Source organism: Streptomyces sp. 184, from assembly GCF_045781775.1.
Classification (GTDB): Bacteria; Actinomycetota; Actinomycetes; order Streptomycetales; family Streptomycetaceae; genus Streptomyces.
Map to the genome: position 1 here is coordinate 5,946,823 of NZ_CP123230.1, position 18,942 is coordinate 5,965,764.

An 18,942-nucleotide genomic window follows, 5' to 3' on the forward strand; every position below is an offset into this window, starting at 1 on the left:
CGGGCTTCGGGAAGGCAAACGAGGGATGGCATGGTGACGCGGGTACTGCTGGTTTCGACCAACTATGCGCCGGAACAGGCAGGAATCGGCCCATATGCGACACAGATCGCGGAGCACTGGGCCGGGACCGGTCGTGCCGAGGTGCATGTGCTGGCCGGGATGCCGCACTACCCGAACTGGCGCGTCGCCGACGACTACCGCGGCGTGTGGCGCACGGAGGAGGAGCGGGCCGGCGTCCGCCTGCACCGCCGCCGCCACTCCGTACCCGCGCGGCAGACCGCCGTGCGGCGCGCGCTGTACGAGGCGTCGATCCTCGCCCACGGCGTCGTCGCGCCGCCCCGCATGGACGCCCCGGACGCGGTCGTCGCGCAGTTGCCCAGCCTGGCCGGCGGCGCGCTCGGCGCCCGCCTCGCCCGCCGCCACAAAGTGCCGTACATACCGGTCGTACAGGACCTGATGGGCGCCGCCGCCGCGCAGAGCGGCATCCGCGGCGGGGGCCGCGCCGCCGCGGCGGCCCGCGCGGTGGAGTCCCGGGTGCTGCGGCGGGCGTCGCTGGTCGGGGTGATCCACGAGACCTTCGTTCCGCGGGTGGCCGCGATGGGCGTGGACGAGAAGCTGATACGGGTCGTCCCCAACTGGTCCCACGTGACGGAACCGACCCGGCCGCGCGCCGAGATGCGCGCCCGGCTCGGGTGGCGCGACGGGCAGACGGTGCTGCTGCACTCCGGCAACATGGGCCTGAAGCAGGGCCTGGAGGTGCTCGTCGAGGCGGCCAGGACCGACCCCTCGCTGCGGGTCGTGCTGATGGGCGACGGCAACCAGCGCGAGCACCTGGCGGCGCTGGCCGCGGGGCTGCCGAACCTGGACTTCCTGCCGCCCGCGGACTCCGCGGACTTCACCGACGTGCTGGCCGCGGCGGACGTGCTGGCGGTCACCCAGCGCTCGTCGGTGCTGGACATGAGCGTGCCGTCGAAGCTCACCTCGTACTTCGCCGCGGGCCGGCCCGTGGTCGCCTCGGTCGCCGACGGCGGCGGTACGGCGGAGGAGATGCGGCGCGCGGGCGCCGGGGTGGTGGTGCCGCCGGAGGACCCGGCGGAGCTGCTGAAGGCGGTGCACGAGCTGGCCGGGGACCCGGAGGCGGCCGACGAGCTGGGCGCCAGGGGGCCGGTGTACGTACGGGAGCACCTGAGCAGCCGGGCGGGTCTGGGCCGGATCACCGCGCTGCTGGACGAGGCTCTGGAAGGGGCCCCGGCGCCGGTTGTCCACAACCGGTCGGTTTTCCACAGGCCGAAGGCGGCCGGGGAGCCGGCCCAGGAGCCTGTCCCGCATACTGAGAAGACCGGTTGAGGGGGGCCGCGACCATGTCACAGCACGTTCCGGGCGACAGCCACGCCATGCAGCCGCAGGACGAGCCCGACCTGCTGCGCGACCAGTTCCGGCAACTGCTGCGCTACCGCGGGATGATCGTCCTGGGCGTCGTCCTCGGGCTGCTCGGCGGCGGGTGGATCGCCCTCGCCTCCGGCGACGAGTACATCGCCTCCAGCGAGGTCACGCTGCGCCAGGTCAGCCTGGACCCCTTCTCCTCCGGCAGCGACGCCACGGCCATCAAGGAGAACATCGGCACCGAGCGGCAGACCGCCGCGAGCAACGCGGTGGCCAAGGTCGTCGCCGAGGACATCGGCCACCCCGAGGACGGCGAGAAGCTCCAGCACGGCCTCCAGGTCACCAACCCGCCGAACACGCTGGTGCTCCGCTTCGACTACAGCGCGGACGACGCCGAGACGGCCGCCGAGCGCTCCAACGCCTTCGCCGCCGCCTACCTCGCGTACCGCGAGGACAAGAGCAAGCGCACCATCGACAACATGGTCGAGGCGTACGACGACCAGGTCAAACCCCTGATTGCGGAGCGGGACACGCTCGACGACGAGATCGAGTCGCTCGGCGAGGGACGCGCGCTGGAGTCGGCGCTGTCCGCCCGCTCCTCGCTCAGCCAGAGCATCGGCCAGATCACCGCCGACCGCGCCAAGCTCCAGGCCCTCGACACCACCCCGGGGCACGTCGTGCGTAACGCCACCCCGCCCGCCGAGCCCTCCGGGCCGGGATTCCTCATGCTGCTCGGCCTCGGCGCCGCGTTCGGCGTGGGGCTCGGGCTGCTGGTCGCCTGGGTGCGGCTGGTCTTCGACCCCACGGCGCGCTCGGAGAGCGACGTCGTACGGGCCCTGCACGCCCCGGTGCTCGGCACCCTGCCGCGCACCCGCCGCCCCGGCGGGCTGCTGGCCACCGGCCGGGTCGCCGAGGAGTACCGCTCGATGGCCTTCCGGCTGGCGTACGACCAGCGCTTCGCCGACCGGCGGCGGCTGCTGGTGGTCGCGCCGCGCGGCAGCATAGACATCCCCGCCGCGGTCTCGGTCAACCTGGCCGCGTCGTTCGTGGAGATGGGGCACGAGGTGCTGCTCGTCGAGGCGGACCTGCGCACGCCGAGCCTGTCGGCGCGGCTCAGCGCCGCCGACGGGGTGCGGCCCGGCTGGGCCCGTACGCCGGCGCGCGGCGACGGCGGCTGGCCCACCGGCCTCCAGGTGCCGATCGACGCGGGCGAATCCGGCGCGTTCGACCTCATCCCCGGCACCCGCGTGCGCAACGCGGCGCGGGCGCTGACGTCCGCGCCCGCCACACAGCTCATCTCGGAGGCGGACGCGCCGGGATCGGTCGTGGTGGTGCTGGCGCCGGCCGTGCTGTCGTACGCGGACGCGCTGGCGCTCGCCGACCGGGTCGACGGCGTGCTCGTCGTCTGCGACCCGCGGCAGGTCCACCGCGAGGACCTGGCGCGCATCCGCGAGCTGATATCGGGCGCGGGCGGCACGGTGCTCGGCGCGGTGCTGCACTCGCACGGCAGCGGCGAGCCCGACGCGGGCGGGCGCGGCCGGTCCGGCAGAGGCGCCGGCCGCGGCGGCGCCCGGGGCGACGGGCGCGGCACCGAAGCGGGTTCAGGCACGGCGGCGCCGGCGCCGCCGGCCGAGGCCACGGGGGCGGACTACCCGGCCGACAGCCGGGCCGTGCGCTCCTCGCGGCGGTAGATGCGCGCCCGCTGGGCGATCGCCTCCTCCGTCGCCGACCAGGGCGTGGCGGCGCTCACGAACATCGCGGTGCTGGTGGTCGCGGCGCGGGAGTCGTCGGTGGAGGGCTTCGCGGTCTTCTCCATCGTCTACATGACGTTCACCGTCGTGCTGGGAGTGCAGAGCAGCTACGTCGGCCAGGCGCTGGTGCTGGAGCGCGAGGGCGGCAAGAAGGGGGCGGGCGCCTCGGGCGTGGGCTCCGACGCGGCCGACGACACCGCGCCGGAGGGGCCGGTCATCCCCTCCTGGGCGGAGCCCGACCCCGACGCGCCGCCCCCGCCGGTCACCGGCCTGGCCTCCGCCTGCCGGTCGGCGGTGACGTTCTCGGCGCTGTCCTCCGCCGTGGTCGGCGGGACGGCGGCGCTGCTGCTCGCGCCGGTGCCCGGCGAGCTGGCGCACGGGCTGGCCATGCTCGGGCTGGTGCTGCCCGTCGTGCTGCTGCACGACGTGCTGCGCTACTGCTTCGCCGCACTCCGGCTGCCGCACCACGCGCTCTTCGGCGACCTGCTGCGCCTCGTCGTCGCCGTCCCGGCGCTCGTGCTCCAGCCGGACGGCTCGTCCCCGGCCCGGCTCATAGCCGTGTGGGGTGCCTCCGCGCTGCCCGCGCTGCTGTTCTGCCTGGCGCTGGCCGCGTACCGGCTCCGCGGCGCCCGCGGCGACTGGCGGCGCTACTTGCGCCGGGGGCACCTCGGCCGCCGCTTCGTGGTGGAGTTCGCGGTGGGCAACGGCGCCACCCAGTTGTCGGTCATCGGCCTCGGGCTCGTCGCCAGCCAGCTCGCCGTCGGCGCGCTGCGCGGCGCCACCACCCTCTACGGGCCGATGAACGTCCTCTACAACTCCGCGACCTCCTTCGGCCCGCCGGTGATGAACCGCATCCCGAACCTGCGCAGCAAGCTCCGCTCCGCCGCCGCGCTGGCCGCCCTGCTCGCCGGCACCGCCGCCGCCTGGACGACCGTGCTCGTCCTCCTCCCCGACTCCGCGGGCCGCGAACTCCTCGGCGACACCTGGGCGTCGACGTCCGAGCTGCTGCCCGCCACCGGCAGCCAGTACGCGGGCATCGCCCTGGGCACCAGCGCGCTGCTCACGCTGCGCGTGCTGCGCCCGGAGAGCACGCTGCCTATCCAGGTCGTCTTCTCCCTGCTCTCCGTCGGCTGCATGCTCACCGGCTACGCCGCCGGCGGCGTGCTCGGCGCCGCCTGGGGCCTGTGCGCCGGCTCGGCGCTGAAGGCCGCGGCCCTGTGGCTGAAGGTCGCGGCCGTCAGCCGCTCCGTCGGCGCCGCCGCCCGCGCCGCCGGCGACCCCGGAGGGGCCACCGGCAGCGGCACCGGCGGCGGCACCCCTGGCGGGAGCGACGGCGGTCCCGTCACACCCGGTGCAGACCGGGTCTCCCGGCCTCGGTCGCATAGGAAGCCGCGGTCGCGACCGGGGCGCCCTCGGTGGTGATGTGCGGCACGACGCGGAAGTCCGCGCGGCACCGCTCGCGGTCCAGGTCGACGGTCACGTAGCCGCGGCGGCCGTCGTAGAAGCGCAGGTGCGGGTTGGCCTGCGTGAGCCGGTCGTAGTTGGCGGGCCGTTCGGCGCCGTTGCCGCCGCTGCTGACGGAGGTGGCGACGATCTCGCTGGCGACGGCGGGCGCGGCCGGGTCGGCGTAGTCGCGCTTGACGTCCATCGCGTAGTGCACGTGCACGTCGCCGGTGAGGACGACGAGGTTCTCCACCCCCGCCGCCTCGGCCGCGTCCAGGAAGCGGGTGCGGGCGGCGGTGTAGCCGTCCCAGGCGTCCATGCTGACGTTGTACGCCTCGATCGGCTCGCTGCGCCGCTCGGCCAGCACGACCTGCTGCGGCACGATGTTCCACCGCGCCCGCGAGTCGCGCCAGCCGTCCGCGAGCCAGTGCTCCTGCCGCTCGCCGAGCATCGTGCGCGCCGGGTCGTCCGCGTCCGGCCCCGGCGGGGCCCAGTTGCCGCCGTACGCCTGGTCGGTGCGGTACTGCCGGCCGTCGAGGACGTCGAACTGCGCCAGCGTGCCGTAGTGCAGCCGCCGGTACAGCCGCAGGTCGGCGCCGCGCGGGCGCTGCGGCCTGCGCAGCGGCTGGTTCTCCCAGTACGCGCGGTAGGCGGCGGCCCGGCGGACGAGGAACTCCTCGGGCGGCTGGTTGTCCTGGGAGACCGCGCCCGCGTAGTTGTTCTCGACCTCGTGGTCGTCCCAGGTGAGGATCCAGGGGTGGGCGGCCTGGGCGGCGCGCAGGTCGGCGTCGCTGCGGTAGAGGGCGTAGCGCAGCCGGTAGTCCTCCAGCGTGACGGTCTCGTGGTTGAAGACGTCCGGGAGGGTGCCTGCGGGGTAGGCGCGGCTGCCACCGGTGGTGGGGACGGCGCCCTCGTAGATCCAGTCCCCGAGGTGGAAGACGGCGTCGAGTTCCTCGTTCGCGAGGTGCTTGAAGGCGGTGTAGTAGCCGCCGGGGTAGTTCTGGCAGGCGATCACGCCGAAGCGCAGGGAGGAGTTGCGCGCGCCGTGCGGCGGGGCGGTGCTCGTACGGCCCACGGGGCTGGTCCAGCGGCCGAGCCGGAAGCGGTAGTAGTACGGGCGGCCGGGCGCGAGCCCGCCGGCCTCGGCGTGCACGGTGTGGTGGAACTCGGGGTGCGCCGGCTCCCGTCCGCGCCGTACGACGCGGCGGAAGCCCTCGTCGTGGGCGATCTCCCAGTGGACCAGGAAGGGGGCGGGCGGCATGCCGCCGTCGGGCTCGAACGCCGCGGGCGCGAGCCGGGTCCAGAGCACCACGCCGTCGGGGGTCGGGTCGCCGGAGGCGACGCCGAGGGTGAAGGGCTCCCGGCGGACCGTCCCGGGGTCGGCCGGCTCGTCCGCGCGGGCCCGCGGCAGCCCCACGGAGAAGGCGAGCGCGGCGGCGGCACCGGTGACGGTGAGGAAGCGGCGGCGGCTGACCTGCGCCGCGGCGGCACGAAAGGCGTCCTGCGGGTGAGGAGGCGTCATGCGCCGTATTGCAGTTGCTCGGGGCAACCTCTGTCCATACCCGGTGCATCGGTCAGGTGACAGAGCGTTGACGTCTAGAGCTGATTCAGGGCGATCGAACGGCCGCGCGACGGCACCATAGACTCACGGTATGGCCGAGGTGATCGCAAAAGACGGAACCTGGGAGTTCGACGGCGACCACATCCGGATCGTCCCCGGCCGCGACCGGGGGGTGCACAGGCTGCGGCAGTTGCTCGGCGAGGTCGCCGTGCCGCTGCCGGCGGTGGCGGGGATCGCGTACGAACCGGGGCGCAAGGGCGGGCTGTTGCGGCTGCGGCTGCGCGACGGCGCCTGCCCGGTACTGCGCGCGGCCGGCGGGCGGCTGCCGGAGGCGGCGAGCCCGTACCTGCTGCGCCCGGAGCGCGACCGCGGCGGGGTGGCGGAGTACTTCGCCGAGGAGGTGCGCAGGGCGCTGCTGCTGGACGGGGTGCCGGACGGGCCCGTCGAGCGCTATCTGCTGCCGGGCCCCGCGGTGCCGCTGACCGCGGCAGGTCTGGACGGCACCGCGACGTTCGACGGCGAGCAGATCCGGCTGGAGTGGAACTGGCTGGTCGAGGACGTGAAGAAGCGGGTGGGGAACCGGACGTTCCCGCTCGCCGAGCTGGCGGGCGTGGAGTGGGCGGGGGGCGCGGGCCTGGAGTCGGGGGGCCTGCGGTTCCGGCCGCACGGGACGGCGGTCTTCCTCGACCCGGAAAAGGACCCGCACACGCTGGCGCTGTGGGGCACGAAGAAGGAGACGGGCGCGGCGGTGCTGCTGGCCGCGGCGGTGACCGTACGGCTGCGGCACCCCCACGCGCCGGCCGCCGCTCCCGCGGACGGCGGGGCGGGGCGGGCGGCGCTCCCGGCGGCGGGGTCCGGAGCCGGGGCGGAGCCCGCGGACGCGGCGCCGGTGGAGTTCCGCAAGGCGGCGGGCGCGGGATCCGCGGAGGCCGCGGGGGCCGCGGAGACCACGGAGGCAGCGGTTCCGGGTGACGACCACGACGCCGTGCTGCGCCGGCTGCGCGAGCTGGGCGAGTTGCACGCCGCCGGGATACTGACGGACGAAGAATTCGCGGCAGCAAAGCGGGCAATTCTACAGCGCATGGGCGGTAACGGCTGACAACGTACGGCTCCTGGGCCGCGGTTGGTGAAAACTTGGGCCGGAATTAAACGTTCTACGCTCTTCACTCCAGCCTCACTGGCCCCAATAATCGGGCCCCATGACTATTTACGACTCGATCGGCGGGGAGACGGCGGTCTCGACCGCCGTGGACAACTTCTACGACCGAGTGCTCGACGACCCGGAGTTGAAGCCGTTCTTCGACGGCATCGACGTCCAGCGCCTCAAGCGCCACCAGCGCGCCTTCATCGGCGCCGCCCTCGGCGGCCCCGGCGCCTACAACGGCCGCGGCATGCGGAAGGCGCACGAAGGGCTCGGCATCACGCCGGCCCACTTCGAGCGGGTCGTCGACCACCTGACGGCCACCCTCGTCGGCCTCGGCGTACCGGACGAGACCGTGAAGACCATCGGCGCCACCCTGGAGCCGCTGCGGGCGGACATCGCCCAGGAGGCGTAGCCCCGGCCCGGAACTTACTCTGCCCGCATGACCGACCTCGGCGGGCTGCCGCACGTCACGCCCATGCTGGCGGTCTCCGGCAGCCTGCCGACGGCCGCCGCGGACCCCTCCTGGGGCTACGAGCTGAAGTGGGACGGCATCCGCGCCGTCGCGTACGCGCCGGGCGACGGCTCGCTGACGCTGCTGTCGCGCAACGACAACGACGTCACCGCCCGCTACCCCGAGCTGGCCCCGCTCGGCGAGGCACTCGCCGCCGCCGGGCACGCCTGCGTGCTCGACGGCGAGATCGTCGCTCTGGCCCCCGACGGCCGCCCCTCCTTCGGCGCGCTCCAGCGCCGCATGAACCTCACCCGCGGCGCCGTCATCGCCCGCCTCGCCGCGGAGGTGCCCGTCGACTACATGGTGTTCGACGTGCCGCACCTCGACGGCGAGTCCACCCTGCGCCTCCCGTACCGCGAGCGCCGCGCGCTGCTCGCCGGCCTGCACGTCGACGGCGCCCGCTGGCGCACTCCCCCGCACTGGGAGGGCCACGGCGCCGAGGCGTGGGAGATGACCCGGCGGTACGGGCTGGAGGGGCTGCTCGCCAAGCGGCTGTCGTCGCCGTACCTGCCGGGGCGGCGCAGCGGCCTCTGGCTGAAGATCAAGAACGTCCGTACCCAGGAGGTCGTCGTCGGCGGCTGGACCGAGGGTGCGGGCAGCAGGTCGGACGCGGTCGGCGGGCTGCTGATGGGCGTCTGGACCGAGGACGGCGGCCTGGCCTACGCGGGCACCGTGGGCAGCGGCTTCTCCCGGCACGCGCTGGAGGTGCTGCGGGAGCGCCTGGCGGGGCTGGCCCGCGACACGAGCCCCTTCGCGGGCCCGGTCGCCGACCGGCACGTGCGGGCGGCGAGCGCGGTGCACTGGGTGGAGCCGGAGCTGGTGGGCGAGGTGGCGTACGGGGAGTGGACGGCGACGGGGGTGCTGCGGCACCCGGTGTGGCGGGGGCTGCGGCCGGACAAGGGGCCCGGGGAGGCGCGGGCGCCGGAGGGGACGTAGACCCACCGCGTGCCCGGCGCCCCGAGCACGCCGGGCACACCGGCGCCTCCTCGTGGCCCTGACGGCCATCCCGGACGCGCCGGTCCTCTTCACTGTCCCACGAATGGACTAATCAGTCATATCCGGCAGGTCGAAGCGTTCGCTCAGCAGCGGCTCCAGCAGGTCGCCGTGCTCGCCGACGCGCTCCACCACCTCGCCGGGCAGGAAGACCAGCTCGTCCGGGTCGGCGCACGCCTCCACTTCGCCCCAGGTCAGCGGGGTGGAGACGGTCGGCCGGGCCTTGGCGCGCAGCACGTACGGGGCGACGGTGGTCTTCGAGCGCGAGTTCTGGCTCCAGTCCACGAAGACCTTCCGCGGGCGCAGCTTCCGGGCCATCCGGTGCAGGATCAGGTCCGGGTGCTCCTGCTCCAGCCGCCGGGCCAGGTCCTTGGCGTACGCGCTGGTGGCGTCGGCGGAGGCGGGCGAGAGGGGCACGTACAGGTGCAGGCCCTTGGACCCGGAGGTCTTCGGCCAGGCGTCGAGCCCGTCCGCGCGCAGCGCCTCGCGCACGAGCAGCGCCGCGCGGCAGCACTCGACGACGGTGGCGGGCGGACCCGGGTCGAGGTCGAAGACGATCCGGTCGGCGAGCCGTTCGTCGGCCCTGACCGCCGCCGCCTTCGCCCCCTTCCTGCCGTCCAGCGCCCTCCACTGCGGTACGTGCAGTTCCAGCGCGGCGAGGTTCGCCGCCCACAGCAGGGTCGGCAGGTCCTGGACGAGCACGTGGTGGACGGTGCTGCGGGTCAGCTCGACATCCACGACGCTCACCCATTCAGGCGTGCCCGCGGGGGCGTTCTTGGCGAAGAACCGCTGCCCGTCCACGCCGTCCGGGAAGCGCAGGAAGGACACGGCCCGGTCGCGCACGTGCGGCAGCAGGACATCGGCGACTTGGGCGTAGTAGTGCAGCGCCTCGCCCTTGGTGAAGCCGGGCTCCGGCCACAGCACCTTGTCCAGGTTGCTGAGCTTCAGGCGGCGTCCTTCGACCTCGGTGACCGGCATATGCTGAACCTCCGGGAGAGAGGACATATGGATGAAATCTATATGGAAGGGTGCGATCTCCTTCGGGCTGGTCAGCATTCCGGTCCAGCTCTACTCCGCCACCGAGGAACACGGCGTGTCCTTCCGGCAGGTGCACGCCGAGGACGGCGGGCGCATCCGCTACCGGCGGTTCTGCGAGCTGGAGGACCGCGAGGTGCAGTACGCGGAGATCACCAGGGCGTACGAGACGGAGGACGGCGACCTCGTCGTGCTCACCCCCGACGACCTCGCGCAGTTGCCCCTGCCCAGCAAGAAGATCATCGACGTGGTGGGCTTCGAGGAGGTCGGCTACTTCGACCCCATCCAGTTCTCCCGGGCGTACTACGTCAAGGCCGCCGACGCCTCGGCCGCCAAGCCGTACGTCCTGCTCCGCGAGGCGCTGAAGCGCTCGGACCGGGTCGCGGTGGTCAAGGTCGCGCTCCGCAACCGCGAGGCGCCCGCGCTGGTGCGGGTGCTGGCGGAAGAGGACGTACTCGTCCTGCACACGATGCTGTGGCCGGACGAGGTGCGCTCGGCGCAGGCGGTGGCGCCGGACGAGAAGGTGACGGTGCGCCGGCAGGAACTGGACATGGTCGACTCCCTCATGGATGCGCTGGGCGGCTACGACCCGGACGAGTTCACGGACGAGTACCGCGAAGCGGTCGAAGCACTCGTCGCGAGCAAGGAGGGCGTCACGCCGCTGCCGAAGGAAGCGGAGGGCGAGGAGAAGGGGCAGGTCATCGACCTGATGTCGGCGCTGGAGGCGAGCGTCAAGGCGGCGAAGGACAAACGCGGGGGGACGCAGCCGCGGAAGAAGGCGGCGGCGAAGAAGACGGCCGCGAAGAAGAAGGCGCCGGCGAAGAAGGCACCGGCGAAGGAGACGGCGGGCAAGAAGACGGCGGCCAAGAAGAGCACGGGCAAGAAGGCGGCGAAGAAGCCCGGCAAGGCGGCCTGAGGAGTACGGGCCGGGCCGTGGGCCGGGAACCGGGCGGGCGGGGGCCCGCACCTTCGCGGACCCCCGCCCGGCACTCTGCGTCGGCGGGTGGGAGCGGACGCCGTCAGAACCAGCGGCCGCGCCCCTTGCTCTCGCCGATGTCCTCGGCGCCGCCGGGGGTGTCGGCGCTCTCGGGCGCGGCGGCGCGGCCGGACGCGCCACTGCTCTCGGCGCGCTGCTCACGCTGCTCGCGGCGGGCGCCCTCGCGCAGGTCGTAACCCTCCTGCACCTCGCGGACGCTCATCGACGTGCCCGAGCCCGCCGGCACGTTCTCCACGATCTCCTCGGTCTTGAGAATGGTCTCGAAGGTCTGGGTGTCCTCGACGCGCCTGGTGCCGATGTCGGCGACCGCGTAGGGCTCGGACACCTTGTGGACGACGACCTCGGCGTCCTCGCCGTAGAGGGGCACCTTGACGCTGCGCTCCACGAACTCGTGGTGGTCGCCGGCGATCAGGTTCGCCTCCTTGCCGTCGACATCGCTGCGCCGTACGACGCACTCGTCGTGGCCGCGGGTGACCTCGAACCGCTGCGGGGTCTCCCGCACCCGGATCGTGACCTCGGCCTCGCCCAGCGACCGTCGCTGGTCGACGGGCTCGACCTGGAGCCGCTCGCGGTACGCGACGACACGCTGATCACGCGCGGCGCCACCGCCGCGCTGCTCGCGCCCCGGTTGCTGACCGCGCCGGCCCATCGTCTCGCCCTGGCCGCCGCCCGCCGCCGCGGCGGCGTCGTTCTCGGGCCCTACCCCCGCGGCTTTCGCGGCCTTGCCACTGCCGCCACTGGCTGTGTTCCTGTCGGCCTTCACTGTTCCTCCCGCTGGATGGTGCGTGCAGGGATAGAAGCGGTCCGCCGACTCGTTCGACGAAACCGGCATATCACCATGTAACGCCTCCGCCGTTCAGGTGTCGACCGGAGGGAGTAATCAGCAGGTCGCGCGCCGCTCAGCGACGCGCCCCACCACCCTGGTCACCCCCGCCGGACCGGCCACTCCGTTTGCGCAACCGGGCCCGCCCGATCTCGCGGAGCTGGGGATCGGCGTCGATGGCCTGGTCCCGCTCGTCGTCGTACGGGTCCCGCACCCCCGGACGCGCACGCCGCCCCCGGCCGTCGCCGCCCCCGCCGTCTTCGCCCCGGCCGTCATCGCGGTCATCGCCGCCGGCCGGACGCTTGTCGGTATGCACGGTTCCTCCTACCGGAGAGTAGGGATCACTCGCGGCCTCCCCCGGAGGTACGAAACGGGGAGAAGCCCGGCAATTCCATGAAAACTCGCGGTGCGGGGAGTGTCGACCGGAGGGGCGGGGAGCCCGGGGTGGTGGTACGGGGCGGAGCGGCGTCCGGGGGCCCGTGACGGGACCGGGGGACGCCGCGGGGCTCCCCGGACCACCCGGCCCCCGCCCTTCGGCCCCTCAGCCCCTCAGCCCTTCAGCCCTTCATCCGCCTGACCGCCCGGCGGCAGACCACCCGGACCAGGTCCTTCACCGGCACGTTCCGCACCGGCCTGTCCTCCAGCGCCCCCCGCGCCTCCGGTACCTCCGGCGTCGAGGTGACCGGCGGCGCCTCCGGCTGCGGGCCGGTCTTCGCGGCCAGGGCGGCGGAGGCGAGTATGCCGCCGAGGACCGCCTCCGTGGCCGCCTCCGTGGGGATCTCCCTCGCCGCCACCGGCTCCGCCGGGGCGGCCGGCCGGCGCGACAGCGCGTCCAGGTCGCCCACGATCCGTACCCCCGATGCCGCGATGCCCGCGACCACGCGCTCCGCGACCTCCGCCACCGCCGCCTCCGCCCACGGCGGGGTCGTGATCCGCGGCTCGTCGGGGGCCGGTGCGTAGGACTGCAACCGCGGGACGACGCCCTCGCGGATCACCTTGCTCTGCCGCCACGAACTCCAGTTGCGGTCCCGGAGCTTGCGGTTGAGCTGGAGCAGCAGCTCCGCCTCGCTCTGCGTGAGCGAGGTGTTGCCGTCGCTCTCCTCCGGTTCGAGCACGCCCTCCGGCAGGTCGAGCAACTGCTCGAAGACGCGGAACTGCCACAGCGGCCGGGCCTCGTCGACCACGAGCGCGGTGACGTTCTCCGGGCCCGCCGCCGCCGCCCACCGCCCGATCAGCTCGTCGTGGCGCTGGAGGTGCCAGAAGTCGGGTGTCGGGTCGTCGTACGGGGGCCTGCGCAGCATGCCGTCGAGCCAGGTCTCGTACGACTCGCAGAGGCCGTGCTTGACGTACTGCTGCCAGTGCGACGGCATGATCTTGCGCAGCGGGCGCAGCGTCACGACGACGTGCACGGAGAAGTCACCCGCCAGTTCCTTCACCGCCACCCGGGCGGCGTCGGCGGGGGCGGTCGCGAAGAACTCGCTGCTCGCGAAGAACCGCAGACCGCCCGCCTCGGCCGCCTCGGTACAGAGCGCCTCCCACGGCTCCCGTTCCGCCGCCGTCGGATCCTGCCTGGCGACGGCGACCGCCGGGTCCTTCGCCTGGCGGCCGGGCCCGGCGTAGACGACGCCGTGCTCCCGCAGGGCGGCGCGGGCCAGGTGGAAGGCGCCCTGGAGCGCCGTGGTGCCCGTCTTGTGCGGGCCGATGTGGAGCAGCCGCGTGCCCGGTGGAGTGGGCGCGGCGAATCGCTCTTCCTGCATGGAAGGGCCTTTCGAAGTCCGGAGGAGAGCCTCGATTCTGCAACGGCGTGGCCACCGGTCGGTGAGGTGAAGCCGAACAACGGGCAAACAACCGGCCCCGGTGTGGCCGCGCAACTTTCGGTCCCGGTGATCGTTGCCACCGTCGTGAACCCTACGAAGCCACGCCTCGGCAGCCTCGCGAAGCCGCGCCTGCGCACTCTCGCGAAGCCGCGCCTCCGCCGCGCCGCCCTCGTCCTCGCGGCGGCCCTCGCCGGCGCCGCCGCGGCCACCGCCCCCGCCGCCCTCGCCGAAGGCGACCCGGCCCCGCCGGTCGCCCAGTCGCAGTCCGCGGAGCTGGAACCGTACGTGCAGACGCACCTGATGTTCGGCACGGTACGGCCGGACGGCGGCCCGGACGTCACGGACCGGCAGTTCCGCGCGTTCGTCGACGAGGTCGTCACGCCGCGCTTCCCGGCGGGGCTGACCGTGGACGAGGTACGGGGCCAGTACCGCGACCGGCACGGCACGATCGAGCGGGAGCGCTCGTACGAGGTCTACCTGCTCTACCCGCTGACCGAGGCGCAGGTGCAGGACACCCGGATCGAGGAGGTCCGCGACGCCTACACGGCCCGCTTCGCGCAGGAGTCCGTGGCCCGGGTGGACGAACCGGCCCGCGCGGGCTTCTGAAGCGGAGGTCTCAGCCGGACTCCCTGACCACCAGCCGCGGCATCGTCACCACCGGGTCCTGCCGCTCCTGGCCGCCCGCCAGGCCGCGCAGCAGCAGCCGGGCCATCACGGCGCCCATCCCCTCGACGTCCTGGTGCACCGTCGTCAGCGGCGGCTCCGTCCAGATCGCCGGCTCCAGGTCGTCGTAGCCGACGACCGCGACGTCGTCGGGGACGCGGCGGCCGTGGGCGCGCAGGGTGCGCAGGGCGCCGGTGGCCATGAGGTCGGAGGCGGCGAACACCGCGTCCAGGTCCGGGACCCTGGCCAGCAGTTCGGCCATCGCGCGCTCGCCCCCGGCGGGGGTGAAGTCGCCTTCGGCGACCAGCTCCGGGCCCCCGCCCTCCAGCGCCGCCCGGTATCCCGCCAGCCTGTCCACCGCCGACGTCTGGTCCAGCGGGCCCGCGATGTGCCCGATCCGCCGCCGCCCCCGCGCCAGCAGGTGCCGGACCGCCAGCTCCGCGCCCGCCCGGTTGTCCGTGTCCACGTACAGCAGCCCCGGCTCCCCCGCCGCTCCCGGCCAGCCCGGCCGGCCGCCGTAGACCACCGGCAGCCCGGCCGCCGCGGCCAGGCCCGGCAGCGGGTCGTCGCGGTGCAGCGAGAACATCAGCGCGCCGTCCACGTGCCCGCCGGACAGGAAGCGGCCGATGCGCGGGTAGTCCTCGCGGTCGGCGACGTACAGCAGCACCAACTGCGTGTCCGCCGCGGCCAGGGCGCCGCTGATCCCCCGCAACTGGCGGGCGAAGAACGGGTCGGCGAAGACCCGGCTCTCGGGCTCCGCGATGACGACGGCGACCGCGCCCGTACGCCGGGTGACGAGGGTGCGCGCGGCCTGGTTCGGTACGTAGCCGAGTTCGGCCACGGCGCGCTGCACCCGCTCGCGCAACGTCTCGCGCACCCCCGCGCCGCCGTTGACCACGCGCGACGCCGTGGCCCGCGAGACTCCGGCACGGGCGGCGACGGCCTCCAGCGTGGGGCGGTTCCCGGACACCTCAACTCCTCTTCAGTCGGTGGGCCTTGACAGTAGCCCGCGCACTCGGCAGTGTGCCTCAACACAACCTGAGAGCGCTCTCAAACAGGCGCATCCCCAGGGGAGAACCTCCTCATTCCCCCACACCCCGAGGAGCTGCCAGAGATGCATGCAACACGACTACGGTGGCGCAGGATCCTGCTCTGCGCGGTCGCGGCCCTGGCCGCGGTCAGCGCACTGACCCTGCCCTCCGCCACGGCCGGCGAGGACGGCGGGAGCGACCCGGCGCCCCTCGCCGAGGTCTTCCGCGACGACTTCGACGGCGCCGCCGGCTCCCCGCCGGACGCCGCCAACTGGATCGTCGACACCGGCACGTCCTACCCCGGCGGCCCCGCCAACTGGGGCACCGGCGAGATCCAGACGTACACCGACAGCCCGGAGAACCTCCAGAAGGACGGCTCCGGCAACCTCACCATCACCCCCCGCCGCAACGGCTCCGGCGGCTGGACGTCCGCCCGGATCGAGACCCAGCGCACCGACTTCCAGGCCCCCGCCGGCGGGCTGCTGCGCGTCGAGGCGCGCATCCAGATGCCGAACGTCAGCGGCGCCGAAGCGCTGGGCTACTGGCCCGCGTTCTGGACCCTGGGCGACGCCTACCGCGGCAACTACTGGAACTGGCCGGGCATCGGCGAGTTCGACATCATGGAGAACGTCAACGGCGTCAACAGCGTCTGGGGCGTCCTGCACTGCGGCACCGCCCCCGGCGGCCCGTGCAACGAGAACAACGGCCTGGGCGCCTCCCGCGCCTGCCCGGGCAGCAGTTGCCAGTCCGGCTTCCACGAGTACGCGCTGGAGCTGGACCGCACCGGCTCCGTCGAGGAGCTGCGCTGGTACGTGGACGGCCAGCAGTACCACTCCGTCAACGCGAACCAGGTGGGCGCCGAGACCTGGGCGAACCTCGCCCACCACGGCCACTTCCTCCTCCTCAACGTCGCCATGGGCGGTGCCTTCCCCAACGGCGTCGCCGGGCACGCCACCCCCACCGACGCCACCCGGCCCGGCGTGCCGATGGTCGTCGACTACGTGTCCGTCGAGCAGTCCGGAGGTGCCGCCAAGTGATCTCGCGACGCAGGCTGCTGGGTGGCCTGGCCGTCGCGTCCGCCGCCGCGGGGACACCTCTGGTGCTCTCCGCGGCGCGGGCGGGCGGCGCCGCAGCGGCCCTCGGCGTGACAGTCGTCAACCGGACCGGCGCGTACGAGAACTCCTCCATCAGCATCTACGTCGTCGGCAACGAGGGCGGCCGGCAGGTCCGGCTCACGCCGGACGGGACGCTGGCGCCCATCGCGCTCGCCGACAACGGCGCCGACGGGTACACCGACTACGCCATCCCCTTCGCCGGCAGCGGCGACACGGCGCTGACGCTGCCGAACATGTCCGGCCGCCTGTACGTGGCCCTCGGCGGCAAGCTGAAGATGAAGGCCGTGACCGACGGCGCCGGCAACGCGGCGCTCGCGTACCCCGCCGGCTGGGTGTCCACCGACCCCAACTACCCCGTGCTGCACGACTGCATGGAGTTCACGCTCAACGACGCCGGCATGTTCTGCAACACCACGATGGTCGACATGTTCAGCGTCCCGATGTCCATCCGTCTGACGGGCGGCGCCGACCAGACGACCGGGACGCTCAGGGACGGCGCCCGGCAGCAGGTCTTCGACACCCTCGCCGGCACGGAGGGCTTCGACCGGCTGGTGGACGCGGACGGGCTGCGCGTCATCGCCCCCGGGCACGGCCTGGACGCCGGGCTGTTCGACGGCGCTTACCTCGACGGGTACGTGGACGAGGTGTGGTCGGCGTACGCGGGCAAGGACCTGAAGGTCACCACGAACGCCGGTACCTTCACCGGCCGCGTCGCCGGCGACCGGCTGTCCTTCACCGGCCCCGCCGACGTGGGCTTCGACCGGCCGCCCACCCGTGACGTGCTGTTCTGCGACGGCAGGCTTGCCGCGCCGAACGACGGCACCACGGGACCGGTCGCCGCCATCCTCGGCGCGGCGCTGAACCGCACCACGCTGCGCGACCACGCCGACCAGCCCGTCACCGACGCGTCCGCCTTCTACGGCACCGACGTCTCCAACCACTACGCACGGGTGATGCACGAGGTGTCGCAGGACGGGCGGGCGTACGGGTTCGCCTTCGACGACGTCTCCGGCTTCGCGTCGTACATCGAGGACAGGGCGCCGCAGCAGCTCACGCTGACGCTGACGCCTTTCTGACACCCACGGGGGCCGGCGGGGGGCAGCGGGAGCCCGCCGGCCCCCGCGGGGCCGCGGGATCCGCGGCGTGCCGGGGGCTGTCCGGTGGTCAGGGCCGGGCAGCCCTCGGGCGGCGGGGCGCGGTCCCCCGCGCCGCCGTACGCGCGGAAGTCACGCGCTGCTCACCGACAGCTTGGCGGCGAAGCCGAGGAACGCCGTGCCCGCCGCGGCCGACATCCCGGCCGTCAGCCGCCGCTTGCGGCGGAAGAGGGCGGCGAGGTGGGTGCCGCTGAAGATCAGGGCGGTCAGGTACGTGATGCTGAAGAGCTGCGCCCAGGCCGCCAGGACGAGGAACGTCAGCTCCGGGTGCGCGTACGCCGGGTCGATGAACTGCACGAAGAACGAGACGAAGAACAGGATCGCCTTCGGGTTGAGCAGACTGACGACGAACGCCCGGCGGTACGGGCGCTCCATCTCCTCGCGCGCCGGCTCCGCCCGCGCCGGTTCGCCCTCGGCCCGGGCGGCGGCCCGCACCTCGCGCTCGCGCCACATCCGCCACGCCCCGCGCAGCATCCCGACCGCCAGCCACGTCAGATAGCCGGCGCCCGCGAACTTGACGACGGCGAACGCCGCCGGGCTGGCCTGGAGCAGCGAGGCCACGCCGCCCGCGGAGAGCACCATGAGCACCATGTCGCCGCACATCACGCCGCCCGCCGCGCGGTAGCCGGCGCGGGCGCCGCGGCGGGCGGCGACGGAGACGACGTAGAGCGAGTTGGGGCCCGGGAGCAGGATGATCAGGGCCAGCCCGGCGAGGTACGTCGACAGATCGGTGACTCCAAGCATGCGGGCCAGGCTGCCATGCACCCGCGGATCCGACGAATCGATTATCGGCTTTCCCGCATGCCGGACGGATGCCGGTCCGTACAGGGGGCCGGTTAGGCTCGTAGCGGATCACCGGTCACGGCTAAGGGGGCCCGTACGGCATGAACGGCACGGTCACGGCGGTCTGCCGCAGCGGCGAGTACACGTTCCACAAGCCGGCCCGCGAGGCGGTCACCCTGCTCGCCGGGCTCGGCGTCGAGGGCGACGTGCACGCCGGCGTCACGGTCCGGCACCGCTCCCGGGTCGCCCGCGACCCCTCCCAGCCGAACCTGCGGCAGGTGCACCTGATCCACGAGGAGCTGTTCGCGGATCTCGCCGCGGCGGGCTTCCCGGTACGCCCCGGGGAGCTGGGCGAGAACGTCACCACCCGCGGCCTCGACCTGCTCGGCCTGCCCACCGGCACGCTGCTGCACCTCGGCGCGGAGGCCGTCGTGGAGATCACCGGGCTGCGCAACCCCTGCCGCCAGATAGACGACTTCCAGGACGGGCTGCTGAAGCAGGTCGTGGGCCGGGACGCGGCGGGCAGGGTGGTGCGCAAGTCGGGCGTCATGAGCGTGGTGGTGGCGGGCGGTGTCGTACGTCCCGGAGACCCGGTCGGCGTCGTACTCCCGGCCGCGCCGCACCGCCCGCTCCAGAAGGTCTGAGGGCTGAGCAGGTGGGGGCCTGGGCACGTGAGCGCCTGACGGTCTGACGGCCTGAGGGCCTGCGGGTGACGCCCACGCCGCCGGGCCGGCGGCG

The 18,942-nt window shown here is 73.9% G+C and carries 17 protein-coding genes; 11 read left to right on the top strand and 6 right to left on the bottom strand.

What is annotated here, in order from left to right; translation table 11 throughout:
• Positions 1 to 30 precede the first annotated feature (30 nt).
• The 3 genes from QBL21_RS25240 to QBL21_RS25250 are packed head-to-tail and all read left to right on the top strand — an operon-like array spanning position 31 to position 4,556.
• Positions 31 to 1,347, top strand: a complete 1,317-nt coding sequence (locus QBL21_RS25240) for a glycosyltransferase family 4 protein (protein ID WP_407564510.1) — start codon at positions 31 to 33, stop codon at positions 1,345 to 1,347.
• 47 nt (positions 1,348 to 1,394) lie between these two features.
• Positions 1,395 to 3,074, top strand: coding sequence for a lipopolysaccharide biosynthesis protein (locus tag QBL21_RS25245; protein ID WP_407566557.1), 1,680 nt, complete (start codon positions 1,395 to 1,397; stop codon positions 3,072 to 3,074).
• Positions 3,075 to 4,556, top strand: a complete 1,482-nt coding sequence (locus QBL21_RS25250; protein WP_407564511.1) for a hypothetical protein — start codon at positions 3,075 to 3,077, stop codon at positions 4,554 to 4,556.
• On the opposite strand, the gene QBL21_RS25255 is transcribed toward QBL21_RS25250, so the two are convergent.
• Entirely contained in the window at positions 4,477 to 6,099 is a 1,623-nt protein-coding gene (locus QBL21_RS25255; protein ID WP_407564512.1) for an alkaline phosphatase D family protein, read from the bottom strand. The genes QBL21_RS25250 and QBL21_RS25255 overlap by 80 nt on opposite strands.
• Positions 6,100 to 6,229: 130 nt before the next feature.
• Between QBL21_RS25255 and QBL21_RS25260 the strand changes: the two genes are divergently transcribed.
• The 3 genes from QBL21_RS25260 (at position 6,230) to ligD (QBL21_RS25270) (ending at position 8,729) form a co-directional block, all read left to right on the top strand.
• Positions 6,230 to 7,237 (top strand): DUF4429 domain-containing protein, encoded by a 1,008-nt coding sequence (locus QBL21_RS25260; protein ID WP_407564513.1) that lies wholly within the window; start codon positions 6,230 to 6,232, stop codon positions 7,235 to 7,237.
• Between the two features lie 100 nt (positions 7,238 to 7,337).
• Complete coding sequence (locus QBL21_RS25265) at positions 7,338 to 7,694, top strand: group 1 truncated hemoglobin (RefSeq protein WP_407564514.1); 357 nt, start codon at positions 7,338 to 7,340, stop codon at positions 7,692 to 7,694.
• Positions 7,695 to 7,721: 27 nt separating this feature from the next.
• The gene (ligD, locus tag QBL21_RS25270) at positions 7,722 to 8,729 is read left to right on the top strand and encodes a non-homologous end-joining DNA ligase (RefSeq protein ID WP_407564515.1); all 1,008 of its coding nucleotides are present in this window, start codon (positions 7,722 to 7,724) and stop codon (positions 8,727 to 8,729) included.
• A 108-nt stretch (positions 8,730 to 8,837) separates the two neighbouring features.
• Here the strand turns inward: ligD (QBL21_RS25270) and ligD (QBL21_RS25275) are convergent, their stop codons facing one another.
• Positions 8,838 to 9,764 (bottom strand): non-homologous end-joining DNA ligase, encoded by a 927-nt coding sequence (ligD, locus tag QBL21_RS25275; protein WP_407564516.1) that lies wholly within the window; start codon positions 9,762 to 9,764, stop codon positions 8,838 to 8,840.
• Between the two features lie 31 nt (positions 9,765 to 9,795).
• On the opposite strand from ligD (QBL21_RS25275), the gene QBL21_RS25280 reads away from it, so the two are divergent.
• Positions 9,796 to 10,737, top strand: a complete 942-nt coding sequence (locus QBL21_RS25280; RefSeq protein WP_407564517.1) for a Ku protein — start codon at positions 9,796 to 9,798, stop codon at positions 10,735 to 10,737.
• Between the two features lie 103 nt (positions 10,738 to 10,840).
• Here the strand turns inward: QBL21_RS25280 and QBL21_RS25285 are convergent, their stop codons facing one another.
• Both QBL21_RS25285 and QBL21_RS25290 read right to left on the bottom strand, forming a co-directional pair.
• Positions 10,841 to 11,581, bottom strand: a complete 741-nt coding sequence (locus QBL21_RS25285; RefSeq protein ID WP_407564518.1) for a DUF2382 domain-containing protein — start codon at positions 11,579 to 11,581, stop codon at positions 10,841 to 10,843.
• A gap of 617 nt (positions 11,582 to 12,198) precedes the next feature.
• On the bottom strand, positions 12,199 to 13,398 hold the full coding sequence (locus QBL21_RS25290) for a hypothetical protein (RefSeq protein ID WP_407564519.1): 1,200 nt from the start codon (positions 13,396 to 13,398) through the stop codon (positions 12,199 to 12,201).
• Positions 13,399 to 13,542: 144 nt separating this feature from the next.
• Between QBL21_RS25290 and QBL21_RS25295 the strand changes: the two genes are divergently transcribed.
• Complete coding sequence (locus tag QBL21_RS25295) at positions 13,543 to 14,064, top strand: DUF3574 domain-containing protein (RefSeq protein ID WP_407564520.1); 522 nt, start codon at positions 13,543 to 13,545, stop codon at positions 14,062 to 14,064.
• 10 nt (positions 14,065 to 14,074) lie between these two features.
• Here QBL21_RS25295 and QBL21_RS25300 read toward each other — a convergent pair whose 3' ends face one another.
• The gene (locus tag QBL21_RS25300) at positions 14,075 to 15,091 is read right to left on the bottom strand and encodes a LacI family DNA-binding transcriptional regulator (RefSeq protein WP_407564521.1); all 1,017 of its coding nucleotides are present in this window, start codon (positions 15,089 to 15,091) and stop codon (positions 14,075 to 14,077) included.
• A gap of 144 nt (positions 15,092 to 15,235) precedes the next feature.
• Between QBL21_RS25300 and QBL21_RS25305 the strand changes: the two genes are divergently transcribed.
• Positions 15,236 to 16,189 (top strand): glycoside hydrolase family 16 protein, encoded by a 954-nt coding sequence (locus tag QBL21_RS25305; protein WP_407564522.1) that lies wholly within the window; start codon positions 15,236 to 15,238, stop codon positions 16,187 to 16,189.
• Positions 16,186 to 17,343, top strand: coding sequence for a beta-1,3-glucanase family protein (locus QBL21_RS25310; RefSeq protein WP_407564523.1), 1,158 nt, complete (start codon positions 16,186 to 16,188; stop codon positions 17,341 to 17,343). The genes QBL21_RS25305 and QBL21_RS25310 overlap by 4 nt, the downstream gene beginning before the upstream one ends.
• A 150-nt stretch (positions 17,344 to 17,493) precedes the next feature.
• Here QBL21_RS25310 and leuE read toward each other — a convergent pair whose 3' ends face one another.
• The gene (leuE, locus tag QBL21_RS25315) at positions 17,494 to 18,165 is read right to left on the bottom strand and encodes a leucine efflux protein LeuE (protein ID WP_407564524.1); all 672 of its coding nucleotides are present in this window, start codon (positions 18,163 to 18,165) and stop codon (positions 17,494 to 17,496) included.
• Between the two features lie 140 nt (positions 18,166 to 18,305).
• Between leuE and QBL21_RS25320 the strand changes: the two genes are divergently transcribed.
• Positions 18,306 to 18,848, top strand: coding sequence for an MOSC domain-containing protein (locus tag QBL21_RS25320; protein ID WP_407564525.1), 543 nt, complete (start codon positions 18,306 to 18,308; stop codon positions 18,846 to 18,848).
• Positions 18,849 to 18,942 lie beyond the last annotated feature (94 nt).

What these genes read in the sequence shown, in the direction of transcription:
- QBL21_RS25240 (WP_407564510.1), top strand. Translation starts at nt 31, where the DNA reads ATGGTGACGCGGGTACTGCTGGTTTCGACCAACTATGCGCCGGAACAG.
- ligD (WP_407564516.1), bottom strand. Translation starts at nt 9,764, where the DNA reads ATGCCGGTCACCGAGGTCGAAGGACGCCGCCTGAAGCTCAGCAACCTG.
- leuE (WP_407564524.1), bottom strand. Translation starts at nt 18,165, where the DNA reads ATGCTTGGAGTCACCGATCTGTCGACGTACCTCGCCGGGCTGGCCCTG.
- QBL21_RS25250 (WP_407564511.1), top strand. Translation starts at nt 3,075, where the DNA reads ATGCGCGCCCGCTGGGCGATCGCCTCCTCCGTCGCCGACCAGGGCGTG.
- QBL21_RS25280 (WP_407564517.1), top strand. Translation starts at nt 9,796, where the DNA reads ATGAAATCTATATGGAAGGGTGCGATCTCCTTCGGGCTGGTCAGCATT.
- QBL21_RS25260 (WP_407564513.1), top strand. Translation starts at nt 6,230, where the DNA reads ATGGCCGAGGTGATCGCAAAAGACGGAACCTGGGAGTTCGACGGCGAC.
- QBL21_RS25290 (WP_407564519.1), bottom strand. Translation starts at nt 13,398, where the DNA reads ATGCAGGAAGAGCGATTCGCCGCGCCCACTCCACCGGGCACGCGGCTG.
- QBL21_RS25255 (WP_407564512.1), bottom strand. Translation starts at nt 6,099, where the DNA reads ATGACGCCTCCTCACCCGCAGGACGCCTTTCGTGCCGCCGCGGCGCAG.
- ligD (WP_407564515.1), top strand. Translation starts at nt 7,722, where the DNA reads ATGACCGACCTCGGCGGGCTGCCGCACGTCACGCCCATGCTGGCGGTC.
- QBL21_RS25245 (WP_407566557.1), top strand. Translation starts at nt 1,395, where the DNA reads ATGCAGCCGCAGGACGAGCCCGACCTGCTGCGCGACCAGTTCCGGCAA.
- QBL21_RS25265 (WP_407564514.1), top strand. Translation starts at nt 7,338, where the DNA reads ATGACTATTTACGACTCGATCGGCGGGGAGACGGCGGTCTCGACCGCC.
- QBL21_RS25305 (WP_407564522.1), top strand. Translation starts at nt 15,236, where the DNA reads ATGCATGCAACACGACTACGGTGGCGCAGGATCCTGCTCTGCGCGGTC.
- QBL21_RS25320 (WP_407564525.1), top strand. Translation starts at nt 18,306, where the DNA reads ATGAACGGCACGGTCACGGCGGTCTGCCGCAGCGGCGAGTACACGTTC.